The sequence below is a fragment of the Pseudomonas sp. NY5710 genome, from assembly GCF_013305665.1.
Classification (GTDB): domain Bacteria; phylum Pseudomonadota; class Gammaproteobacteria; order Pseudomonadales; family Pseudomonadaceae; genus Aquipseudomonas; species Aquipseudomonas juntendi.
The window spans coordinates 3,075,312-3,093,354 of record NZ_CP045554.1; the positions used below are offsets into that span (position 1 = coordinate 3,075,312).

19 protein-coding genes are annotated in these 18,043 nt (G+C 64.6%); 8 read left to right on the forward strand and 11 right to left on the reverse strand.

Annotation, left to right across the window (positions count from 1 at the left end):
- Positions 1-39: 39 nt before the first annotated feature.
- Positions 40-882 carry a helix-turn-helix domain-containing protein gene (locus GEV39_RS13855; protein ID WP_173889761.1) on the reverse strand — a complete coding sequence of 281 codons (843 nt, stop codon included), beginning with the start codon at positions 880-882 and terminating at the stop codon, positions 40-42.
- 279 nt (positions 883-1,161) lie between these two features.
- On the opposite strand from GEV39_RS13855, the gene GEV39_RS13860 reads away from it, so the two are divergent.
- Both GEV39_RS13860 and GEV39_RS13865 read left to right on the forward strand, forming a co-directional pair.
- The gene (locus GEV39_RS13860) at positions 1,162-2,547 is read left to right on the forward strand and encodes an APC family permease (protein WP_173889763.1); all 1,386 of its coding nucleotides are present in this window, start codon (positions 1,162-1,164) and stop codon (positions 2,545-2,547) included.
- Between the two features lie 69 nt (positions 2,548-2,616).
- Positions 2,617-3,552, forward strand: a complete 936-nt coding sequence (locus GEV39_RS13865; protein ID WP_173889765.1) for a LysR family transcriptional regulator — start codon at positions 2,617-2,619, stop codon at positions 3,550-3,552.
- Here the strand turns inward: GEV39_RS13865 and GEV39_RS13870 are convergent.
- The gene (locus GEV39_RS13870) at positions 3,522-4,733 is read right to left on the reverse strand and encodes an MFS transporter (RefSeq protein WP_173889767.1); all 1,212 of its coding nucleotides are present in this window, start codon (positions 4,731-4,733) and stop codon (positions 3,522-3,524) included. The genes GEV39_RS13865 and GEV39_RS13870 overlap by 31 nt on opposite strands.
- Before the next feature lie 194 nt (positions 4,734-4,927).
- On the opposite strand from GEV39_RS13870, the gene GEV39_RS13875 reads away from it, so the two are divergent.
- Complete coding sequence (locus GEV39_RS13875; RefSeq protein ID WP_173889768.1) at positions 4,928-6,301, forward strand: 8-oxoguanine deaminase; 1,374 nt, start codon at positions 4,928-4,930, stop codon at positions 6,299-6,301.
- A gap of 352 nt (positions 6,302-6,653) precedes the next feature.
- On the opposite strand, the gene aroE is transcribed toward GEV39_RS13875, so the two are convergent.
- Genes aroE through GEV39_RS13900 form a run of 5 tightly spaced genes read right to left on the reverse strand, consistent with a single transcriptional unit; the run spans position 6,654 to position 10,492 of the window.
- Positions 6,654-7,472, reverse strand: coding sequence for a shikimate dehydrogenase (gene aroE / locus GEV39_RS13880; RefSeq protein WP_173889770.1), 819 nt, complete (start codon positions 7,470-7,472; stop codon positions 6,654-6,656).
- Positions 7,469-8,701, reverse strand: a complete 1,233-nt coding sequence (locus tag GEV39_RS13885) for a CaiB/BaiF CoA transferase family protein (protein WP_173889772.1) — start codon at positions 8,699-8,701, stop codon at positions 7,469-7,471. The genes aroE and GEV39_RS13885 overlap by 4 nt, the downstream gene beginning before the upstream one ends.
- Entirely contained in the window at positions 8,698-9,153 is a 456-nt protein-coding gene (locus tag GEV39_RS13890; protein WP_029886074.1) for a MaoC family dehydratase, read from the reverse strand. Before GEV39_RS13890 ends, GEV39_RS13885 begins: the two co-directional genes overlap by 4 nt.
- The gene (locus GEV39_RS13895) at positions 9,150-9,548 is read right to left on the reverse strand and encodes a VOC family protein (RefSeq protein ID WP_029886075.1); all 399 of its coding nucleotides are present in this window, start codon (positions 9,546-9,548) and stop codon (positions 9,150-9,152) included. The genes GEV39_RS13890 and GEV39_RS13895 overlap by 4 nt, the downstream gene beginning before the upstream one ends.
- Positions 9,545-10,492 carry a ketopantoate reductase family protein gene (locus GEV39_RS13900; RefSeq protein WP_173889774.1) on the reverse strand — a complete coding sequence of 316 codons (948 nt, stop codon included), beginning with the start codon at positions 10,490-10,492 and terminating at the stop codon, positions 9,545-9,547. The genes GEV39_RS13895 and GEV39_RS13900 overlap by 4 nt, the downstream gene beginning before the upstream one ends.
- Positions 10,493-10,584: 92 nt before the next feature.
- Between GEV39_RS13900 and GEV39_RS13905 the strand changes: the two genes are divergently transcribed.
- The 3 genes from GEV39_RS13905 to GEV39_RS13915 all read left to right on the forward strand — a co-directional run bounded on the left by GEV39_RS13905 (position 10,585) and on the right by GEV39_RS13915 (position 12,745).
- The gene (locus GEV39_RS13905) at positions 10,585-11,532 is read left to right on the forward strand and encodes a LysR family transcriptional regulator (protein ID WP_173889776.1); all 948 of its coding nucleotides are present in this window, start codon (positions 10,585-10,587) and stop codon (positions 11,530-11,532) included.
- A gap of 74 nt (positions 11,533-11,606) precedes the next feature.
- Entirely contained in the window at positions 11,607-12,197 is a 591-nt protein-coding gene (locus tag GEV39_RS13910) for a biliverdin-producing heme oxygenase (protein WP_173889778.1), read from the forward strand.
- A 173-nt stretch (positions 12,198-12,370) separates the two neighbouring features.
- Positions 12,371-12,745, forward strand: coding sequence for a hypothetical protein (locus GEV39_RS13915; RefSeq protein WP_249414275.1), 375 nt, complete (start codon positions 12,371-12,373; stop codon positions 12,743-12,745).
- 25 nt (positions 12,746-12,770) lie between these two features.
- Here the strand turns inward: GEV39_RS13915 and GEV39_RS13920 are convergent, their stop codons facing one another.
- Entirely contained in the window at positions 12,771-12,926 is a 156-nt protein-coding gene (locus tag GEV39_RS13920) for a DUF2986 domain-containing protein (RefSeq protein ID WP_173889780.1), read from the reverse strand.
- A gap of 204 nt (positions 12,927-13,130) precedes the next feature.
- Here GEV39_RS13920 and GEV39_RS13925 point away from each other — a divergent pair, with 204 nt between their 5' ends.
- A complete protein-coding gene (locus GEV39_RS13925) occupies positions 13,131-14,882 on the forward strand; it encodes a phosphoethanolamine transferase CptA (RefSeq protein WP_173889782.1) in 1,752 nt (583 codons plus the stop codon).
- A 30-nt stretch (positions 14,883-14,912) separates the two neighbouring features.
- Here GEV39_RS13925 and GEV39_RS13930 read toward each other — a convergent pair whose 3' ends face one another.
- Positions 14,913-15,638 carry a hypothetical protein gene (locus GEV39_RS13930; RefSeq protein ID WP_029886081.1) on the reverse strand — a complete coding sequence of 242 codons (726 nt, stop codon included), beginning with the start codon at positions 15,636-15,638 and terminating at the stop codon, positions 14,913-14,915.
- Positions 15,639-15,717: 79 nt separating this feature from the next.
- Entirely contained in the window at positions 15,718-16,020 is a 303-nt protein-coding gene (locus tag GEV39_RS13935) for a DUF3077 domain-containing protein (RefSeq protein WP_173889784.1), read from the reverse strand.
- A gap of 192 nt (positions 16,021-16,212) precedes the next feature.
- Between GEV39_RS13935 and GEV39_RS13940 the strand changes: the two genes are divergently transcribed.
- On the forward strand, positions 16,213-16,836 hold the full coding sequence (locus tag GEV39_RS13940) for a glutathione S-transferase family protein (RefSeq protein WP_173889786.1): 624 nt from the start codon (positions 16,213-16,215) through the stop codon (positions 16,834-16,836).
- A 15-nt stretch (positions 16,837-16,851) separates the two neighbouring features.
- Here GEV39_RS13940 and GEV39_RS13945 read toward each other — a convergent pair whose 3' ends face one another.
- The gene (locus GEV39_RS13945; RefSeq protein WP_173889787.1) at positions 16,852-18,030 is read right to left on the reverse strand and encodes an MFS transporter; all 1,179 of its coding nucleotides are present in this window, start codon (positions 18,028-18,030) and stop codon (positions 16,852-16,854) included.
- Between the last annotated feature and the right edge of the window lie 13 nt (positions 18,031-18,043).

Here is an 18,043-nt window from a genome sequence, read left to right on the forward strand (position 1 = left end):
GTTGGTTTTCCTTTGCGGTGGGGTGCACGGCAGCGGCGCTCAGCGCCGCTTGCCCATATAGCTTTCCAGCGGGTCCTTGCCCAGCACGCCCTGGGCATTGGCCAGCGCGTCGATGAACAGGGAAAACAGCTCGGACTGGGTGCCGATATCGAGCTTGGCGTAGACATTCTTGCGGTGCGACTTGATGGTGTCTTCCGACACGCCCAGGCGCTCGGCCAGCGACTTGGTCGAATGGCCGCGCAAGATCAGCTGGGCAATGCGGCATTCGCGCTCGGTCAGCAACGAGCTGCCGAAGTTGTTCAGCGCAGCGTGAATACGCTGCTCAAGGATGTTCTCGAAGCGCCCGGCACGGTTGTCGAAGCCGGCGAAATGCTTGCCGAGTACCGCCAGCACCCACGGCGTGATGTGCCCGAACAGCGCACGGGTTTGCGGGTCGAGCTTGTCGGTGAAGGCCAGCGACACGGCCAGGCTCTGGCCGGGGGCCAGCTGCAGGATGTAGTTGAGTTCGTCTGCCAGGTGCGAGTGGCGGTAGAACGACTGGTAGTACTCGCTGACCCCAAAATGGTCAGGTGCCACCTCGAACAGGCCGTAGCAGCCAGACCCCAGCTGCTCCAGGCAAGCACCGTAGAACGGGTCGAGCAGGTAGAAACCCGACAGGTAGCGGCTGACGTTGCCTTCGGGCTGCCAGGGCGCCTTGTCGTCCTGCTCGAACAGCGCGCAGGGCATGCCGTCGTGCGGGTACAGGTACACCGTGGTGGCCTGGATCGGCCGGATCACGCCCAGTGCTGCAAACAGGTTGGCGGCGAAGCCAGGCCGGCCGATTGCCTCGGTGACCTTGGCCTGGTGCTCGAACCACTGTTCTGAAAGCAATTGGATAGTCACTGTCGGCCTGCCATATGGAGTAAGGCACCGCCGCCAGTGCGGTGCGTGGTTGGGCAGATACTCCCATGGCAGGGGAACCTGCGGAATCACCCTTTGGGGTGAGCCCAGGCAGCGGCCAGCCGGCTCACCCCAAAGGGTGATTCCGGGTGCTGCCGGGGTGTGGGAGCATCAACCCGCCCCAGCGCTGCGAGCCTTGCGCTCGACCTCCTTGCACGACACCCCCGGTAACGAGCCTGCTCGCCTGCCGCGGTGGCCTGCATCCCTTTCCAGGAGTTAGCAATGCATACAACAACAACTACAGCTCACCCCACCACCCCGCCCGCCATCGCGCAACCTGCCGCCAGCAGCGGGCGTTTGCGCCAGTCCATGAGCATGACCGCCCTGGTGCTGTTCGGCCTGGCATACATGGTGCCGCTAGCGGTCTTCACCACCTATGGGCTGGTCACCCAGATGACCAAGGGGCACCTGCCCACTGCCTACCTGGTGACCCTCGCCGCCATGCTGCTGACCGCCTACAGCTACGGCCGCATGGTCCAGGCCCACCCCTACTCCGGCTCGGTCTACACCTATACCCGCAAGGCCTTTGGCAGCCACATCGGCTTCATCACCGGCTGGACCCTGCTGCTCGACTACATTTTCCTGCCACTGCTCAGCTACCTGCTGATCGGCATCTACATGTCGGAATACTTCCCGGCCATTCATGCCTGGGTGTGGGTGGCAGGGTCCATTGCGCTGGTCACCTTCCTCAACCTGATCGGCATCGAGTCGATCACCCGCGTCAACTGGATCCTGGTGGTGACGCAACTGGTGTTCATCGTGGTTTTCGTCGGCCTGGCCGTGCTCAGGCTGAGCGGCCAGGCCGAACCCGTTTCGCTGCTGGCGCCGTTCCACCACGACGGTTTCAGCGTGCCGTTGGTGATGACCGGCGCGGCCGTACTGTGCCTGTCATTCCTGGGCTTCGATGCGGTCTCGACCATGGCCGAGGAAACCAGCAACCCGACCTACCGTATTCCGCTGGCGATCCTTGCTGTGTCCCTGATCGGCGGCTTGCTGTTCCTGGTGGTGTCGTACTGCGCACAACTGGTCTTCCCCGATTGGGGCAGCTTTGCCGACCCGGACTCGGCCTCGGTGGACGTCATGCGCCGGGTAGGCGGCGAACTGCTGGTCAGCGCATTCACCGCCACTTACGTGGCCGGCTGCTTCGCCTCGGCCATGGTGTCGCAAGCCAGCGTGTCACGGGTGCTGTTCGCGATGGGCCGTGACGGCGTGCTGCCGCGGGCGTTTGGCCAGCTTGCAACGAAAAAGCGCGTACCGGCCACCGCCATCCTGGTGGTCAGCCTGCTGTCGCTGATTGCCTTGGTCATTACCCTCGACACCGTGGCCAACATGATCAGTTTCGGCGCACTGTTCGCCTTTTCGGCGGTGAACCTGGCAGTGGTCAAGCACTACCTCATCGACCGCAAGCTGCGCGGTGCCGGTAATGTGGTGCTGTACGGCGCCATACCGGGGCTAGGTTTTCTCAGCACGCTGTGGCTGTGGAGTAGCCTGACCAGCCTGTCGTTCAGCATTGGCCTGTGCTGGATGGGCATGGGCCTGCTGGTACTGCTGGGGCTCACCCGGGCGTTTCGGGTAACGTTGCCGGCCAGGCCAGGCGAAACTCATTGATGAAATCCACGTGCGAGGCTTCAATAGGCACACCCGAACCGGGAACCCAGTTCATCAAAGAAGCCACCCATGTACTCTTCCGAACGCCTCAAAGGCATTGACGTTTTCGTCGCCGTCGCTGACTTGGGCAGTTTCACGGCAGCTGCCGAGCGGCTCAACCTGACCAGCTCGGCCATCAGCAAGAGCGTGGCCCGGCTGGAGGCCCGCCTGGGCGCCCGGCTGTTCAACCGCACCACGCGCAGCCTGTCGCTGAGTGAAGCGGGCGTGGTGTTCTATCGCACCTGCACCTCGGTCCTGGCCGACCTGGAAGAAGTCGAGCACACCCTGGCGGCCAGCGATGGCCAGCCCCATGGCAAAGTGCGGATCGAACTGCCCGCCTCTTACGGTCGCCTGCATGTGCTGCCGCTGATCCTCGACTTCATCCGTCTGCACCCGTTGCTGCAGCCGCATGTGTCGTTCTCCGACCGTTTCGTCGACCCGGTGCACGAGGGCATCGATATCGTGGTGCGCATCGGTGGCCCGGATGCCTGGCCGGCGGCGCTGGGCCACCAATACTTCGGTGCCCAGCGCCTGATGTTCTGTGCCGCGCCTGGCTACCTGGAAAAGCATGGCGTACCGCAACACGAGCGCGACCTGGAGCACCACCACTGCGTGGGTTATGGCCACACCGACGGCCTGGTCAGCCCGTGGTACTTCAAAGGCCGCCACCCCGGCGAAATGGAGCGGCGTAGCGTGCAGCCGCGCATTGCCGTGGGCGATGGCGAAGGCGAAGTGGCAGCGGTGCTGGCCGGCCATGGCATCGGCCAGCTACCCACCTGGCTGACCCAGCAGTACCTCGACCAGGGGCGCCTGGTCGAAGTATTGCCGGCGCTGGCCACCGACGGCTTGCCAATGAACCTGGTGTGGCTGAAAAGCCGCGAAGGGCTACCCAAGGTCCGCGCCTTGCTCGACTACCTGCTACCGCGCCTGGCGCCTCACGGCAGCCGGGCCTGCGCACCGGGCTGAGGCGCCAGCCGGCCCACCACGGGCACCAACGCCAGCGCCAGCAGGGCGATGCCAGCCGCCACGTAGCCCACGTAGCCGACCCCCAGGTGGGAGATGGTCATGCCACCCAGCACGGCCCCCAGGCCGATACCGGCGTTGGCCGCCGACACATTGGTGGTACCCGCCAGGGCTTGGGCATGGGTGACCGAACTCATCACCCGCACCTGGCTCACCGGGTACAGTGCCGTGTTGGCAACGCCCCACAGCGCCAGCGCCAGGCAGAACAGCACTACCCCCTGGGCCAGCGGCACCAGCGCCGCCATGCCAATGGCCAACAGCACCAGGAACAGCGCGCTGGCCCTGAGCGGTGAGCGGTCCACGGCCCGCCCGCCGATCCAGTTACCGAGCAAGCCGACCGCGCCAAAGCCCATCAGCCACCAGCCGGTATGCGCCGGGGCCACGCCCGCTACCCGCTGCAGCAGATCGGCCAGGTAGGTGTAGCCCGTGAACATGGCCGTGAACACCACCACCGACAGCAGCACATTGGCCAGGAAAAAACGCTCTTTGAAAATGCGCGCCTGCTGCATGAAGTCGACTTTCGCCGTGCGCGCCACGTGCGGCATCCATACCCACATCGCCAGCGCCATCAGCAGCGACAACGCGGCCAGGATCCAGAATGCACCGCGCCACCCCACCGCCGTTGCTGCCACGGTCCCCAACGGGATACCCAGCAACATCGCCGCCGAGATACCCAGGTAGACCTTGGCGATGGCCTGCCCGGCCCTGTCGCGCCCAGCCAGGTGGCCGGCGGTTTCACTGGCGGTGCCCCAGAACACCGGCAGCGCCAGTGCCGGAATCACCCTGGCGACGGCCAGCACCCAGAAACTGCCGGAGGCAGCAGCCAGCGCATTGGCTGCGGCGAAGACCAGCAAAATGCCGATGAACAGGCGCTTGCGGTCCAGGTGCGCCAACGCCGCCGTCAATAGCGGGCCGGCCAGCATCACGGTGAATGCGAACAGGGTGACCAACTGCCCTGCCAGTGATATGGAAATACCCAGGTCCTGGCTAAGCGCGGGCAACAAGCCAACGATGAGAAATTCGGTGGTCACGATCAAAAAGGCTGAAAACGCCAGAATGGCAATGCTGATCGCAGCGTGCCGGCTCGGGGTGGCGACCCCAGGGCTTGGTTCAAAAGCGGACATCAAGACAGGCTCCAGAAATAAGGTCACCAGTCTATTGGCAAAATGAATTCGTATTTCTGGTGTTATTTCACTAATCGGATGACTGGATTTCACCAATGAGCCGCTGATGTATACAACTTTAACGATTCCTGATTACATACGCGCTCGCCTACGACCTCGGTAATCGCCCAGGCGTATTGCGACGGGCTTAAGCCATGTCATTTACCGCTACCAAGAAGACCCTCCTCGTCAAAAACGCCCAACTGCTGGTCACCATGGACAGTGAACGCCGCGAAATCAAAAACGGCGGCCTGTACATCGAAGACAACCTGATCAAGCAAGTGGGCCCCAGCGACAGCCTGCCACAGCACGCCGACGTGGTGCTGGACATGGCCGGCAAGGTGGTCATCCCCGGCCTGGTCAACACCCACCACCATATGTACCAGAGCCTGACCCGCGTGGTACCGGCGGCTCAGGACGGTGAACTGTTCAACTGGCTGACCAACCTGTACCCGATCTGGGCTCGGCTGACCCCGGAAATGATCGCGGTGTCGACCCAGACCGCCATGGCCGAGCTGCTGCTGTCCGGCTGTACCACCTCCAGCGACCACCTGTACATCTACCCCAACGGCTGCAAGCTCGACGACAGCATTCATGCCGCCAGCGAGATCGGCATGCGCTTTCATGCCGCGCGCGGCAGCATGAGCGTAGGGCAAAGCCAGGGCGGCCTGCCGCCGGATACGGTGGTCGAGAAGGAAGCCGACATTCTGAAAGAGTCGCAGCGCCTGATCGAGGACTACCACGATGCCAGTCACGGGTCGATGCGCCGCATCGTCGTGGCGCCCTGCTCGCCGTTCTCGGTCAGCCGCGACCTGATGCGCGAAGCTGCGGTGTTGGCGCGCCAGTATGGCGTTTCGCTGCACACCCACCTCGCCGAGAACGTCAACGACATCGCCTACAGCCGTGAAAAATTCGGCATGACGCCCGCCGAGTATGCCGAAGACCTCGGCTGGGTCGGCCACGACGTCTGGCACGCCCACTGCGTACAGCTCGACCAGCATGGCATCGAGCTGTTCGCCCGTACCGGTACCGGGGTTGCCCACTGCCCTTGCTCGAACATGCGCCTGGCCTCCGGCATTGCCCCGGTGCGCAAGATGCGTGACCACGGCGTTGCGGTTGGCCTGGGCGTCGACGGTTCGGCCTCCAATGACGGCGCCAGCATGATCGGCGAAGTGCGCCAGGCCCTGCTGCTGCAGCGGGTTGGCTTCGGCCCCGACGCCATGACCGCCCGTGAAGCGCTGGAAATCGCGACCCTGGGCGGCGCCAAAGTGCTCAACCGCAACGACATCGGCGCTCTGGCACCGGGCATGGTCGCCGACTTCGTCGCGTTCGACCTCGGCCATGTGGCCTATGCCGGCGGCCACAACGACCCATTGGCCGCTCTGGTGTTCTGCACCCCGACCCAGGTTCACACCAGCGTCATCAATGGCCGCGTGGTGGTCAAGGACGGCCAGCTGGCCACTGTCGATCTGCCACGGGTGCTGGAACGCCACAACCAGCTGGCCCTGCAATTGGTCAGCGGCGCCTGAACACTACGGCAAGCCAGCCGTTTGCGCTGCACCCGCGTGCTGTGGGCTCGCCGGCGGGATGGGCTGCAACGCAGCCCATTGCCTCAGTTGCGCAACACCTGGTCGCCGGCATTGGCCGGCAAACGCAGGCCGTCCAGCAGGGCCACGCCGCGTTGGCAATGACGGTGGCGTCCAGGGTCTCCATGAAGAACGTGATGGCAACCAGCAAGGCAGTGCAGGTGGTCTGGCGCGAGCGCTGGGCGGCTGCCGGGTGGGCCAGGGTGCCAGGGCGTTGCGTTGGCGGCCCGGTCATGGGCAACCGAGCCGCCGTTCGTGGGCGCGGAGCTGCACGGGCACGTTGGCAACCATAGGCCTACTCCAGCGCGATGGTCAGGCGATCGATCACGGCACCGGTTTCGGGGCGCACCCCGCGCCACCAGGCAAACGCCTCTGCCGCCTGCTCCACCAGCATGCCCACACCATCGGCCAGGCGCGCCACACCTTGCTCACGGGCCAGGCGCAGGAATGGCGTGAGGCCTTTGCCATAAGCCAGTTCGTACGCCAGCCGGGTATTGGCCAAGGCCTCGGCAGGCAGCGGTGGCAACTCACCGACCAGGCTGGCAGAGGTGGCGTTGACCACGATATCGAAAGCCTGCCCCGGCAGTTCTTCGTACCGGCTGATACGCAGCCGCGGGTGATTCAGCTCATTGCGCAGCGCCACGGCCTTGGCCATGTCGCGGTTGGCGATCACCAGCTCGGCAGGGCCGGTCTGCAGGAACGGCAGCAGCGCCCCACGCACCGCGCCGCCCGCCCCCAGCACCAGCACACGACGCGCACGCAGCGGCTCCCCGAGGTTGACCTCGATATCGCGCAGCAGGCCTATACCATCGAAGTTCTCTGCCACGATGCCGCCGTTCTCGAACTTCAGGGCGTTGGCTGCGCGGGCCAGCTGCGCCCGTTCGCTGCAGCGCTCGGCCAGTTCGAAGGCGCGCAGCTTGAACGGTGCCGTGATGTTCATGCCCAGCCCGCCCTCACCGCGGAACGCCAGCACCTGGGCCTCGAAGCCCTCCAGCGACCCCTCGATTGCGCCATATTCCAGCTGCTGGCCACAGGTTTGGGCGAACAGCCCGTGGATCAGCGGAGACTTGGTGTGGTTGATCGGTCGGCCGATCACTGCATAGCGGTCGCTCATCGTGCCTCTCCATGGGTGAACAGCACCCCGTCTGCCTGCATGGCGGTGATTTCTTCGGCGCTGAAGCCAAGCCCGGCGGCGACTTCGGCGTTGTGCTGGCCCAGGTCCGGGGCCACCTGGTGGATGGTGGTGTCGCAGTCGGAAAAACGGAACGGCAGGTTGGGCAGGCGCAGGGTGCCATAGCGCGGGTGATGCTGTTCGACGACCATGTTGCGCGCCTGAATCTGCGGGTCGGCCAGCACCTCGTCGATACGCTGTACCTTGGCGCTGGGCACGTCGATGGCATCGAGCAAGGCCAGGATAGCCGCCACTGGCCGCGCGCCTACCCAATCGCGCACCACCGCCAGAATTGCCTCGCGGTGGGCATTGCGGCCATTCACACTGTGGTAGCGGCTGTCGCTGGCAAAACCTGCCGGGCCGCCATTGGCTTCAAGCATGGCGGCAAAGCGCCGCCAGGCGTCATCGACCTGGGCGGCGATGACCAGGTCGCCGTCGGCGGCACGGAACACCCCATACAATGTCGAGGTGGGCATGTCATGGCCAGTCTGCTCGGGCAGTACGGTGCCGTTGGACAGCGTGAAGCACTGCACCGCGTACTCATGCATCGACACCAGCGTGTCGTACAAGGCCATGTCGATGTGCTGGCCACGGCCACTGCTGAGGCGCCCAAGCAAGGCGGCATTGATGGCTGCCACGGCGTGGATGCCGGTGTACATGTCGCCCAGCGAAATGCGCAGCAACGGCGGTGCTTCGCCCGGCACGCCAACCATCTGCATGATCCCGCTCTTGGCCTCGGCGATCAGCCCGAAGCCGGCACGGTGTGCATCCGGCCCCGTGTGGCCATAGGCGGAAATCGAGCAGTACACCAACCGCGGGTTGCGCGCCGCCAGCTCGGCATAGCCCAACCCCAGCTTGTCCAGCGCGCCCGGCCGGTAGTTTTCGATGAACACGTCGGCCGAATCGGACAGGCGCTGCATGAAGGCCTTGCCGCGTGGGTCCTTCATGTTGACGCTGACGCCCTGCTTGCCCATGTTCAGTTGCAGGAAGTAACCGCTTTGCTGGTCATCCAGGGTGAATGCGTGCTGGCGACCGGCGTCGCCGCTGCCTGGCCGTTCAACCTTGATCACCTCGGCGCCCAGCGCCGCCAGGCAACGCCCTACATAAGGCCCGGCAAGAAAATGGCTGTAGTCGATGACGCGGATACCCGCCAATGGCAATGCCTGGCTCATGCTGCCCCCTTGCACGGCACCATCAGCCGGTGCTCGCCGCGTTGCACGACCTGGCCGTGCTGGTTGATCAGCTCCGACGGCAGGACCACGATGCCCCAACCCGGGCGGCTTTTACTCAGGCGCATCGCGCCAACGCGCATGCGCACATGCAGCACATCGTCGACCTTGATCGGCAACACGAAATCCCAGGTCCAGCCCAGTGACATGCCCGGCACGAAGCGGTAATCGCATTGGGTCTTCAAGCCATCGGCGATCGACAGGCCGAACAGGCCGTGGGCAACCAGGCAGCCAAAGTGGCTGGCATTGGCATACGCCTCATCGACATGCACCGGGGTATGGTCACCGGTCAGGTCGGCATAGGCCAGGATGCGTTCGCGGGTGACGGTGTAGCTCGGGCTGATGCATTCATCGCCCTCGCGGGCGTCGTCCCAGTACTTTTCAGTCACGCTCATGGCTGCACCTGCGCACGTGGGTTGATAGCCAGTGCCTGGGCCACCGTCGCCTTCGGCAATGCCTGGATGAACTCCACCGCCAGGCCGTCGGGCAAGCGCAGCCAGTTGCGGCCCTGCGGCATTGCACTGACGCCGAAACGCTGTGCTGCCGCCAGCACCGCTTCCAGGTCTTCGCACATGATCCCCAAGTGCGCCATGCGCCCTTCAGGCCCTGCAAAGTCGGGCTGGTGGATGAACTGCAGGCCGCCGAGGGTCCAGTACTGGGTCGGCTGCTCGGGGTCACCCTGCGACTCGCGCAGGGTCATGCCGCACACCTCACTGAAAAAGCGGATATGCCAGTTGATGTCACGCACCCAGAAGGCGACGTGTTCGAGGTAGGCTTTCGGCTGGCTCATGGGTTGTCCTTGTTCTGCTGGTCGGCCATCGCACGTTCGATGCCTTTGATACACGCCACCAGGGTGGCGTTGACGGGGGTGGCGACGCCGTGGCGCTGGCCCCAGCGCACGACGGAACCGTTGATGAAGTCAATTTCAGTGATCGAGCCTTTTTCCAGGCTTTGCAGCATCGAGGTGCGAAAGCTCGCCGGCAGGCCTTCGGCGGCCAGTTGCCAGGCTGCCTCGGGGCTGGTCAGGCTCAGGCGGATACCGGCGCGCTCGGCCACCGCGATCGCTTCGGCAACGGCCGCCTTGGCGGTGCTCGCCAGCAGCGGCTCGCTGTACAGCTGGCCATAGCTGAGCCTGGTGATGGCACTGAGCGCACCGGTGGCGACGTTGACCAGCAGCTTGTCCCACATGGTGCCGAGGATGTTGTCGCTGACCGTGGTGGCCAGGCCTGCACCGTTGAATACCTCGGCGATAGCCTGCACGCGGGGGCTGCGCTGGCCGTTCAGTTCACCGATGTGGGTCTGCTTGCCGGCCACCCCGGCGCGGATCGCCCCCGGCGCCAGCAGCACGCCGCCGACATAGGTCTTGCCAGCCAGTACCCGCTCGCGGCCGGCCGCCTGGGCCAGGATATCTTCGTGCCCCAGGCCGTTCTGCAGCGACAGCAGCAGCGTTTGCGGGCCCAGAAGCGCCGTGGCCCCAGCGATCGCCTCGGCGGTGTGGAACGACTTCACCAGGACCACCACCAGGTCGGCCACCCCCACCTCATCGGCGCACGTCGCCGCGTGCACGCGGACCTGGCGCTGGCCGCGCTCATCCTGCACCTGCAGGCCGTGCTGGTTGATGGCCTCGACATGCGCACGGCCTCGGTTGAGCAGCCAGGTTTCATGCCCGGCTTCGCTCAATGCCGCGCCGATGGCGCAGCCCAGGGCGCCGGCGCCCAGAATGCAGATTTTCAAATCGCAGACCTCCGTGGTTTGCGATCACATTATGCAGCCACGCTTATTAGCGCTATACAATGCGGCAAATAGCCCCATTGAGATTTGCAATAATGACCGCTGCCCCGGTACTGCCCGAACCCAAGCTGCTGCAACTGTTCGACGTGCTCTATCACTGCCGTAGCGTTACCCGCGCCGCTGAACAGCTGGGGCAGAGCCAGCCGACCATCAGCATCTGGCTGGGCCGCCTGCGCGAACAACTGAACGACCCGCTGTTCGTGCGCACCCCTGGGGGCATGGCGCCCACCCCGCGCGCCGACCAGTTGATCGGGCCGTGCCGCGAAGTCCTCGAATCACTGCGCCGGCTGGCGGCCTGGGAACCGCAGTTCCAACCCGCTACCGCACAACGGCGCTTTCGCCTGTGTGTGAGCGACGCCAGCCACATCACTTTGCTGCCCAGCATCCTCAACCACGTGCGCAGCCACGCGCCCGGCATTCGCCTGGAGGCGGTACGCATCGATGGCAACAGCGAAAGCGCGCTGGAGTCGGGTGAAGCTGACCTGGCGATCGGCTTCGTACCGTGGCTGGGCGGTGGCATGTACCAGCAAGTGCTGTTCGACCAGGACTGGGTGTGCCTGAGCGCACGCGGGCACCCGCGCCTGGCCGGCGGCCTGAGCATGGCCTGCTACCACGCCGAAGGCCATGTGCAGATCAGCGCCGGCACCGGCCAGAAGCTGCTGGAAACGGCACTGGCGCGGGCCGGCATCGAGCGCCGCATCGTGCTGGAGCTACCGGCGTTCCTGGGCCTGGGCATGATCCTCCGGAGCACCGACCTGATCGCCACACTGCCCCGCCATATCGGGCAGACGTTGGCCGACATGCATGATTTGCAGGTGCACGACTGCCCGTTCGCGGTCGAGGGTTTCACGGTCAAGCAGCACTGGCACGCCCGCTACCACCAGGACGGGGGTAACCGCTGGTTGCGCGCAGTGGTCCATGGGTTGTTTGCCCGCGACGGCTCAGCCGGCTCGCGCAAGGGCTCCAGCCGTGCAGGCGCCTGACACCGCGCAATGCTTGCTGCTGGCCGGGGTGGCAAGCATGATGGGCGCATTACGTTCATGCCACGGATATACCGATGACCGCAGCCCCCCCCTCCGTTTCGCAGCCAGGCCGCTGCCAACGCTTGAAAGCGGCCAGCAGCCGCGACCATGACAGCGTCGATCAGCTGGTCATGGCGGCACGGCCGTTTGAGAGCCGCGAGCGCTACGGCCGGTTCCTGCAGGTGCAGCATGGTTTTCATGGCAGCTTGCTGGCGTTGTATCAGGACCCGCAGCTCAATCGGCAACTGCCGGGGCTGTCGGCGTTGTCAAGGTTTGCCGCGGTGCAGGCCGACCTGCTGGACCTGGGCCTGCCCACGCCACCGCCGCCACCTGCGGTGTGCGCCAGCCCGGCGCAGGCGTTGGGCTGGCTGTATTGCAGCGAGGGGTCGAACCTGGGGGCTGCGTTTCTGTTCAAGTACACCCAACGCCTGGGCCTGGGTGAAGACCAGGGCGCCAGCCACTTGGCCCCGCACCCTGATGGCCGTGCACTGCATTGGCGTGAGTTTGTGGCCCGTTTGGACGCCCTGGCGCTGGATGAACAGCAAGAGGCCGAGGCGATAAACGGCGCAATCGCTGCGTTCGAGCATTACCGCAGCCACCTGCGCGCGGTGTTTGCCGAACGCTGATCCGGTTTGGGCGGCGCGGGTTGCATGCCGCAGAGTTGTACAAGTTATTGCTGCAGCGAACTTTTTCCTGGTTACTGGTCTATGAGAGTGGCTCAGAACGGTCACGGCAGGCGAAGCGGCTTGCCTCACCGCTGGCCTGATAGCTCAATTGTGATCAGAGGTGGGCTTCGCTCATGAAAATACAAGTCGCCAGGTGGATGCTGTTCGGTCTGTTCTCGCTTGCAGCAGCGGGCACGGCTTCGGCCCTGCCACTGAAACCGGTCGAGGTGGCGGCCCCGGCCGTTCAGCCAGCGTTGCCTGCGGCCAGCAACCCTTGGCCGAGCGTGGCCAGTGCGGCCGCTGTTCAGCCGGCGACCCTGCTGGCCCATGATGACCACCGCTGGCACGACCACAGGGGCGACTGGCGCCGCGAGCAGTGGCGCCGCGAGCAGGCCCGGCGCGACTGGGAGCGGCGACGTGACTGGGAACGCCGCCGGGATTGGGAGCGCCGCCATGAGCGGGCGATGCACCAACGCCACTATGACGAGCACCGGCACTACCGCCGCTGAAGCCGACACACCGGCTGCTGGCGCTTCAGTCAGCCTGGAGTGGGGCAGCACCCACCCCTTCTGTTTCCAGCTTCAAACGGTCAGCCTTGCAGATGTACCTGGGCTTGCGCGGCGCGAGTTTGGCGCTGGCTTTCTTCTGGTGCGCCTGCAACAGCTGCTTGATCTTCTTACGACGGTTCATGGTCCACACGGCCTTTGAGTACGGTTTAGCTGCCGCCATCATACCCGTGCAAGCAACCCGCTGCGCACGGCTGCTGCGCAGCGGGCTACGACCAAGGCCCGATGGCTTCTCGCCTTGACGTTATTTTCACAGTCCACAGATTAGCGTCACGCCCTTTCCGGCCACGCACATATTTGCGGGCTACCAAGGTACGACGAGGCACACGTGTCACATACCACTTCCCCTTCCCGCGTGGACTGGGCCGGCCTGGGCTGGCTCTTGCTGTTCTTCTGGTATTTCTCTGGCGTCACCCAGGCACTGCTGCTGTTCAGTGGCACTACCGGTTTCTCGGGTTTCCGTGATGCGTTCTTCCTCAGCAGCCTGTGGCTGGCCCCGGTGCTGCTGCTGCCCCGCCTTACCCGCGCCACTGCGGCGCTCATCGGCCTGCTGCTGTGGGCTGCTTCGCTGGTTGGCCTGAGCTATTTCGGCATTTATCGCCAGGAGTTTTCGCAGAGCGTCATCTTCGTGATGTTCGAGTCCAACACCGCCGAGGCTGGTGAGTACTTCAGCCAGTACTTCAGTGCCTGGCTGGGCCTAGCGTTGCTGCTGTACACCGTGGGGGCAGTGCTGCTGTGGCGCCGCGTGCGCCCGGTCTACCTGCCGCTGCGCAGCCGCCTGCCAGTGGTGGTGCTGTTGCTGGCAGCCAACCTGGTGCTGCCGTTCTACAAGCAAATGGTCACCCAGGAGCGCAATTTTGCCGATGCGCTGGAAAAGGTACAGCAGCGCATGGAACCTGCAGTGCCTTGGCAATTGCTGGTCGGCTACCGCCAGTACCGCCAGCAACTGGACAACATGCAGGCGCTGCTGGCGCAGAATGCTGCCCTGCCGCCCCTGCAGAACCTGCGTGACAACAGCGGTTCGGCACCGCGTACGCTGGTCCTGGTGCTGGGCGAATCGACCACCCGCGAGCACATGCACCTGTATGGCTACAACCGTGACACCACCCCCAACCTCGACGCGCTGGCCGCCGACGACAAGGGTTTGACCGTATTCCGCGATGTGGTGTCACCCCGCCCCTACACCATCGAAGTGATGCAGCAGATTCTGACCTTCGGCGACGAGCAGGCCCCGGACCGGTTCCTCACCGACCCATCGCTGATCAACCTGATGAAACAGGCAGGCTACAAGACCTTCTGGATCACCAACCAACAAACCATGACCAAGCGCAACACCATGCTCACCACCTTCTCGCAGCAGACGGACGTGCCGGTGTACCTGAACAACCAGCGCAACCAGAATGCCAGCCAGTACGATGACGTGGTGCTCGCACCGTTCGAGAAGGCCCTGCAAGACCCGGCCCCCAACAAGTTCATCATCGTGCACCTGCTGGGCACCCACATGGACTACCGCTACCGCTACCCGGACGCCTATGCGCACTTCACCGACAAGCAGGGCGCACCAAGTGCACTGACCGATGACCAGGTGAAAACCTACAATTTCTACGACAACGCAGTGCGCTACAACGACTTCGTGGTGTCGAGCCTGATCAAGCGCTACGCTGCCGGCAGCCCGAATGGCTTTCTGGTCTACCTGTCCGACCATGGTGAGGACGTATACAGTTCTGGCAACCACGACCGCCTGGGGCGCAACGAAAGCGCGCCGACCCGGCCGATGTACACCATTCCGTTCCTGGTGTGGACCTCACCCAGCTGGCAGGCCCAGCACCCGCGGGACCTGCAGGCGATGGCCAAGCGCCCGTACAGCAGCTCGCACCTGATCCATACGCTGTCGGATCTTGCCGGTTTGAGCTATGACGGCTTCGAGCCGGCCAAGAGCCTGGTGAGCGCGCAATTCGTGGCGGCACCGCGCTGGATCGGCGACCCCTACCGCAAAGCCGGCTTGCACCCGTTCGATCAGTTGCCTGGGGGCAAGGCAGCGGGTGAGCAGCAGACGGCCAGTCGCGAGGCTCAACAGTAAGGCAGGCGCCTGGGCTCTGCGGCGCAGCGCCTAACGCTGCGCTGCGCGGCGAGCCAGCAGCGCGTAACCCAGGCCCAGCACACCCAGCGCCAGTACCACCAGCAGCCCCATGAGCTCGCGGCTGTAGCGGGCCACGGTTGCCGGGAAGCCGATCACTTCGTGATACACCTGCACATTGGCTGCGCCGTCGGCATGGGTAATGCTGACGCCGCCCTGGCGGATCTGGGAATAATCGGCGTCGAAATACACCCACACCTTGCACCGGCTACCCGGCTCGATGACAGGGATGTCGACTTGCGCGGTAGCCTGCTCCAGCAGTGTGTCGTTGCCAGCAGCATCGCGCACCTGCACCAGGCCTTTGCCTGGCAGGCGCACTTTGACCTGGCGCACCGGCGCATCGCCACTGTTGTGCAGCTCGATGAGCAAGCCGGTACGGTGGTCCACCAACCCCGCCTCGAACGGTTTGGCGAACAGCTGGGCGTACGGCAACTGAGCCAGTTCGACCAGGCGCTCGACCTGATCGTGGCTCAACTGCCCCTGGCTGATGCTGTTGATGCGCCCCTGCAACTGCTCATACTTGAGCTGGTCGCTGGCTTTGCTGATGCGCTCGCTGAACTGGCCAGGATAGGTGAGGTAGGCATACGTCAGTGACGCTTCCAGCCGCGGGTTGCCCCTGAACAACGCGTAGGCGGCCGACAGGACCATCAGGCCAACCAGCACCGCGACCAGGAGCTTCCCCACCTTGTCCCAACTCAATGCGAACCTCCTTTTGAGGTGATGCAGACGATTCAAACCGCCCAAGGGTGCCAAGTTCATGGCCCCCAGGCAACCCTGTCTACTCGATGCTCTCCTTCTCGCGCGCCTGGCGCATCTGCAGCAGCTGGCCATCGACCAGCGCCTTGGCCATGCCCGCCAGGTAGAACGTGGCCTTGATCATCACCTTGCGGTCACTTGGCCGGTCGATGGCCTTGCGCGTGATTTCAGTAATGCAGCCCATGATGGCCGAGGCTTCCGTCAGCGCGGTTCGTATCGGCAACTGCGGCCGCATGTGCACCAGTTCGGCATCGGGGTGGCCGAAACGGCTGGCCGCCGCCACCACATTGAGCGTGTTGTTGTCTTCGGGGGTGTCGTTTTCCATGTTCATTCCTCGGGGGGTTGAGCGTGCCGAGACTAGGCGGCGGCCTGGGCCACCACAATGACTTGAGCCTGGAACGGCTCATTTTCGGAAATGCCCTACAAAATTACCGTGCCGCCCCCCCCTTGCACCCTGCCCCTTGACCGAGACCGGGCAGTGGCGGACGATCAACCACCCCCACTCAGGACGAACATCATGCTACGGATATTGGGCAGAGCCTCTTCCATCAACGTGCGAAAAGTCCTGTGGGCCTGTGCCGAATTCGAGGTCGCCTTCGAACGCGAAGACTGGGGTTCGGGCTTCAAGGCCACCGACACCGCGCAATTCCTGGCATTGAACCCCAACGCCATGGTTCCGGTGATCCAGGATGGCGACTTCACCCTGTGGGAGTCCAACAGCATCATCCGCTACCTGGCCAACCGCTATGGCGCCACCGCGTTCTACCCCGGCGAAGCACAGGCACGGGCCAGGATCGACCAATGGATCGATTGGCAAGCGTCAGACTTGAACCGCGCCTGGAGCTACGCGTTCATGTCGCTGGTCAGGCATTCGCCCGCCCACCAGGACCCCGTGGCGCTGGCGGCGGGTTGTGCGGACTGGGCGCGTTACATGCACATCCTCGACCGGCAACTGGCCACCACCGGGGCCTACGTGGCCGGTGCCCAGTTCACCCTGGCCGATATTCCTATCGGCCTGTCGGTCAACCGCTGGTTCGAAACGCCGTTCGAGCACCCGCACCTACCGGCTGTGCGCGACTACTACGAGCGCCTGAGCGAGCGCCCGGCTTACCATCTGCATGGCCGTAACGGCACCCCGTAAAGCCACTCGGCGCGGTCAGCCTGGCACATTGCAATGTGCCACGGCCGCCCCGCGGCCACGCCAGGCAAACAGCAGCACCAACACCAGGCCCAGCGCCGCCATCGTCGCCCCTGCCAGGGCAATCGCCGCGTAGCCCAACCCCACATTGATCACCGCGCCCCCCAGCGCCGCACCGATCGCATTCCCCAGGTTGAATGCACCGATGTTCACCGCCGAGGCCAGGTTGGGGGCATCCTTGGCCGCTTCCATCACGCGCATCTGCAGTGGTGGCACCAGGGCGAAGCTGGCCGCCCCCCAGACCAGGATCGCCAGTGCCGTGGGCAGTGGCCAGTCCAGCACCAGCGGGAACACCAGCAGCACGGCAATCAGCACCGCCAACGACAGGATCAAGGTGCGCTCGACTGAGCGGTCCGCTGCCTTGCCGCCCCACACGTTGCCCAAGGTCAGGCCGACACCGAACAGCACCAGCATGGCGGTGACGAACGTGGTGGACGCGCCAGCCTCGTTCTGCAGGATCGGCGCAATGTAAGTGAACACCGTGAACATGGCGCTGGAGCCCACCACGGTCAGCAACAACGCCGCCAGCACCGGCCCCCGCACGAGCACGCGGATTTCGGCCATGGCCCCGTCGCCTTTGGGCGAGGGTACGTTCGGCAGTGCATACCACAGCGTGGTCATCGCGATCAGGCCAAGCCCGGCGATGCCCCAGAATGCCGTGCGCCAGCCCAGCATTTCACCAAACCAGGTGGCCAGCGGCACCCCGCCGATGGTGGCCAGTGTAAGGCCCATGAACATCGCTGCCACTGCCCCGGCGCGCTTCTCGGGCGGTACCACGCTGGCGGCGACGATCGAGCCGATGCCAAAGAACGCGCCGTGGTTCAGTGACGTGACCACGCGGGCAACCAGCAAACTGGCGTAGTCACTGGCCAGTGCCGACATCAGGTTGCCCAGGGTGAAGATCGCCATCAAGCCGATCAACAGGTAACGCCGCGGGATCCTTACCGTGGCCAGGGTCATCAGCGGTGCGCCGATCAGCACACCGAGGGCATAGGCACTAACCAACAGCCCGGCAGCAGGTATGGAAACGCCAAGGTCAGTGGCGATGCTGGGCAACATGCCCATGGGGGCAAACTCGGTGACACCGATGCCGAAGGCACCGATGGCAAGTGCGACCAGAGGTGGATTGATACGCATGGCAAAAACTCCT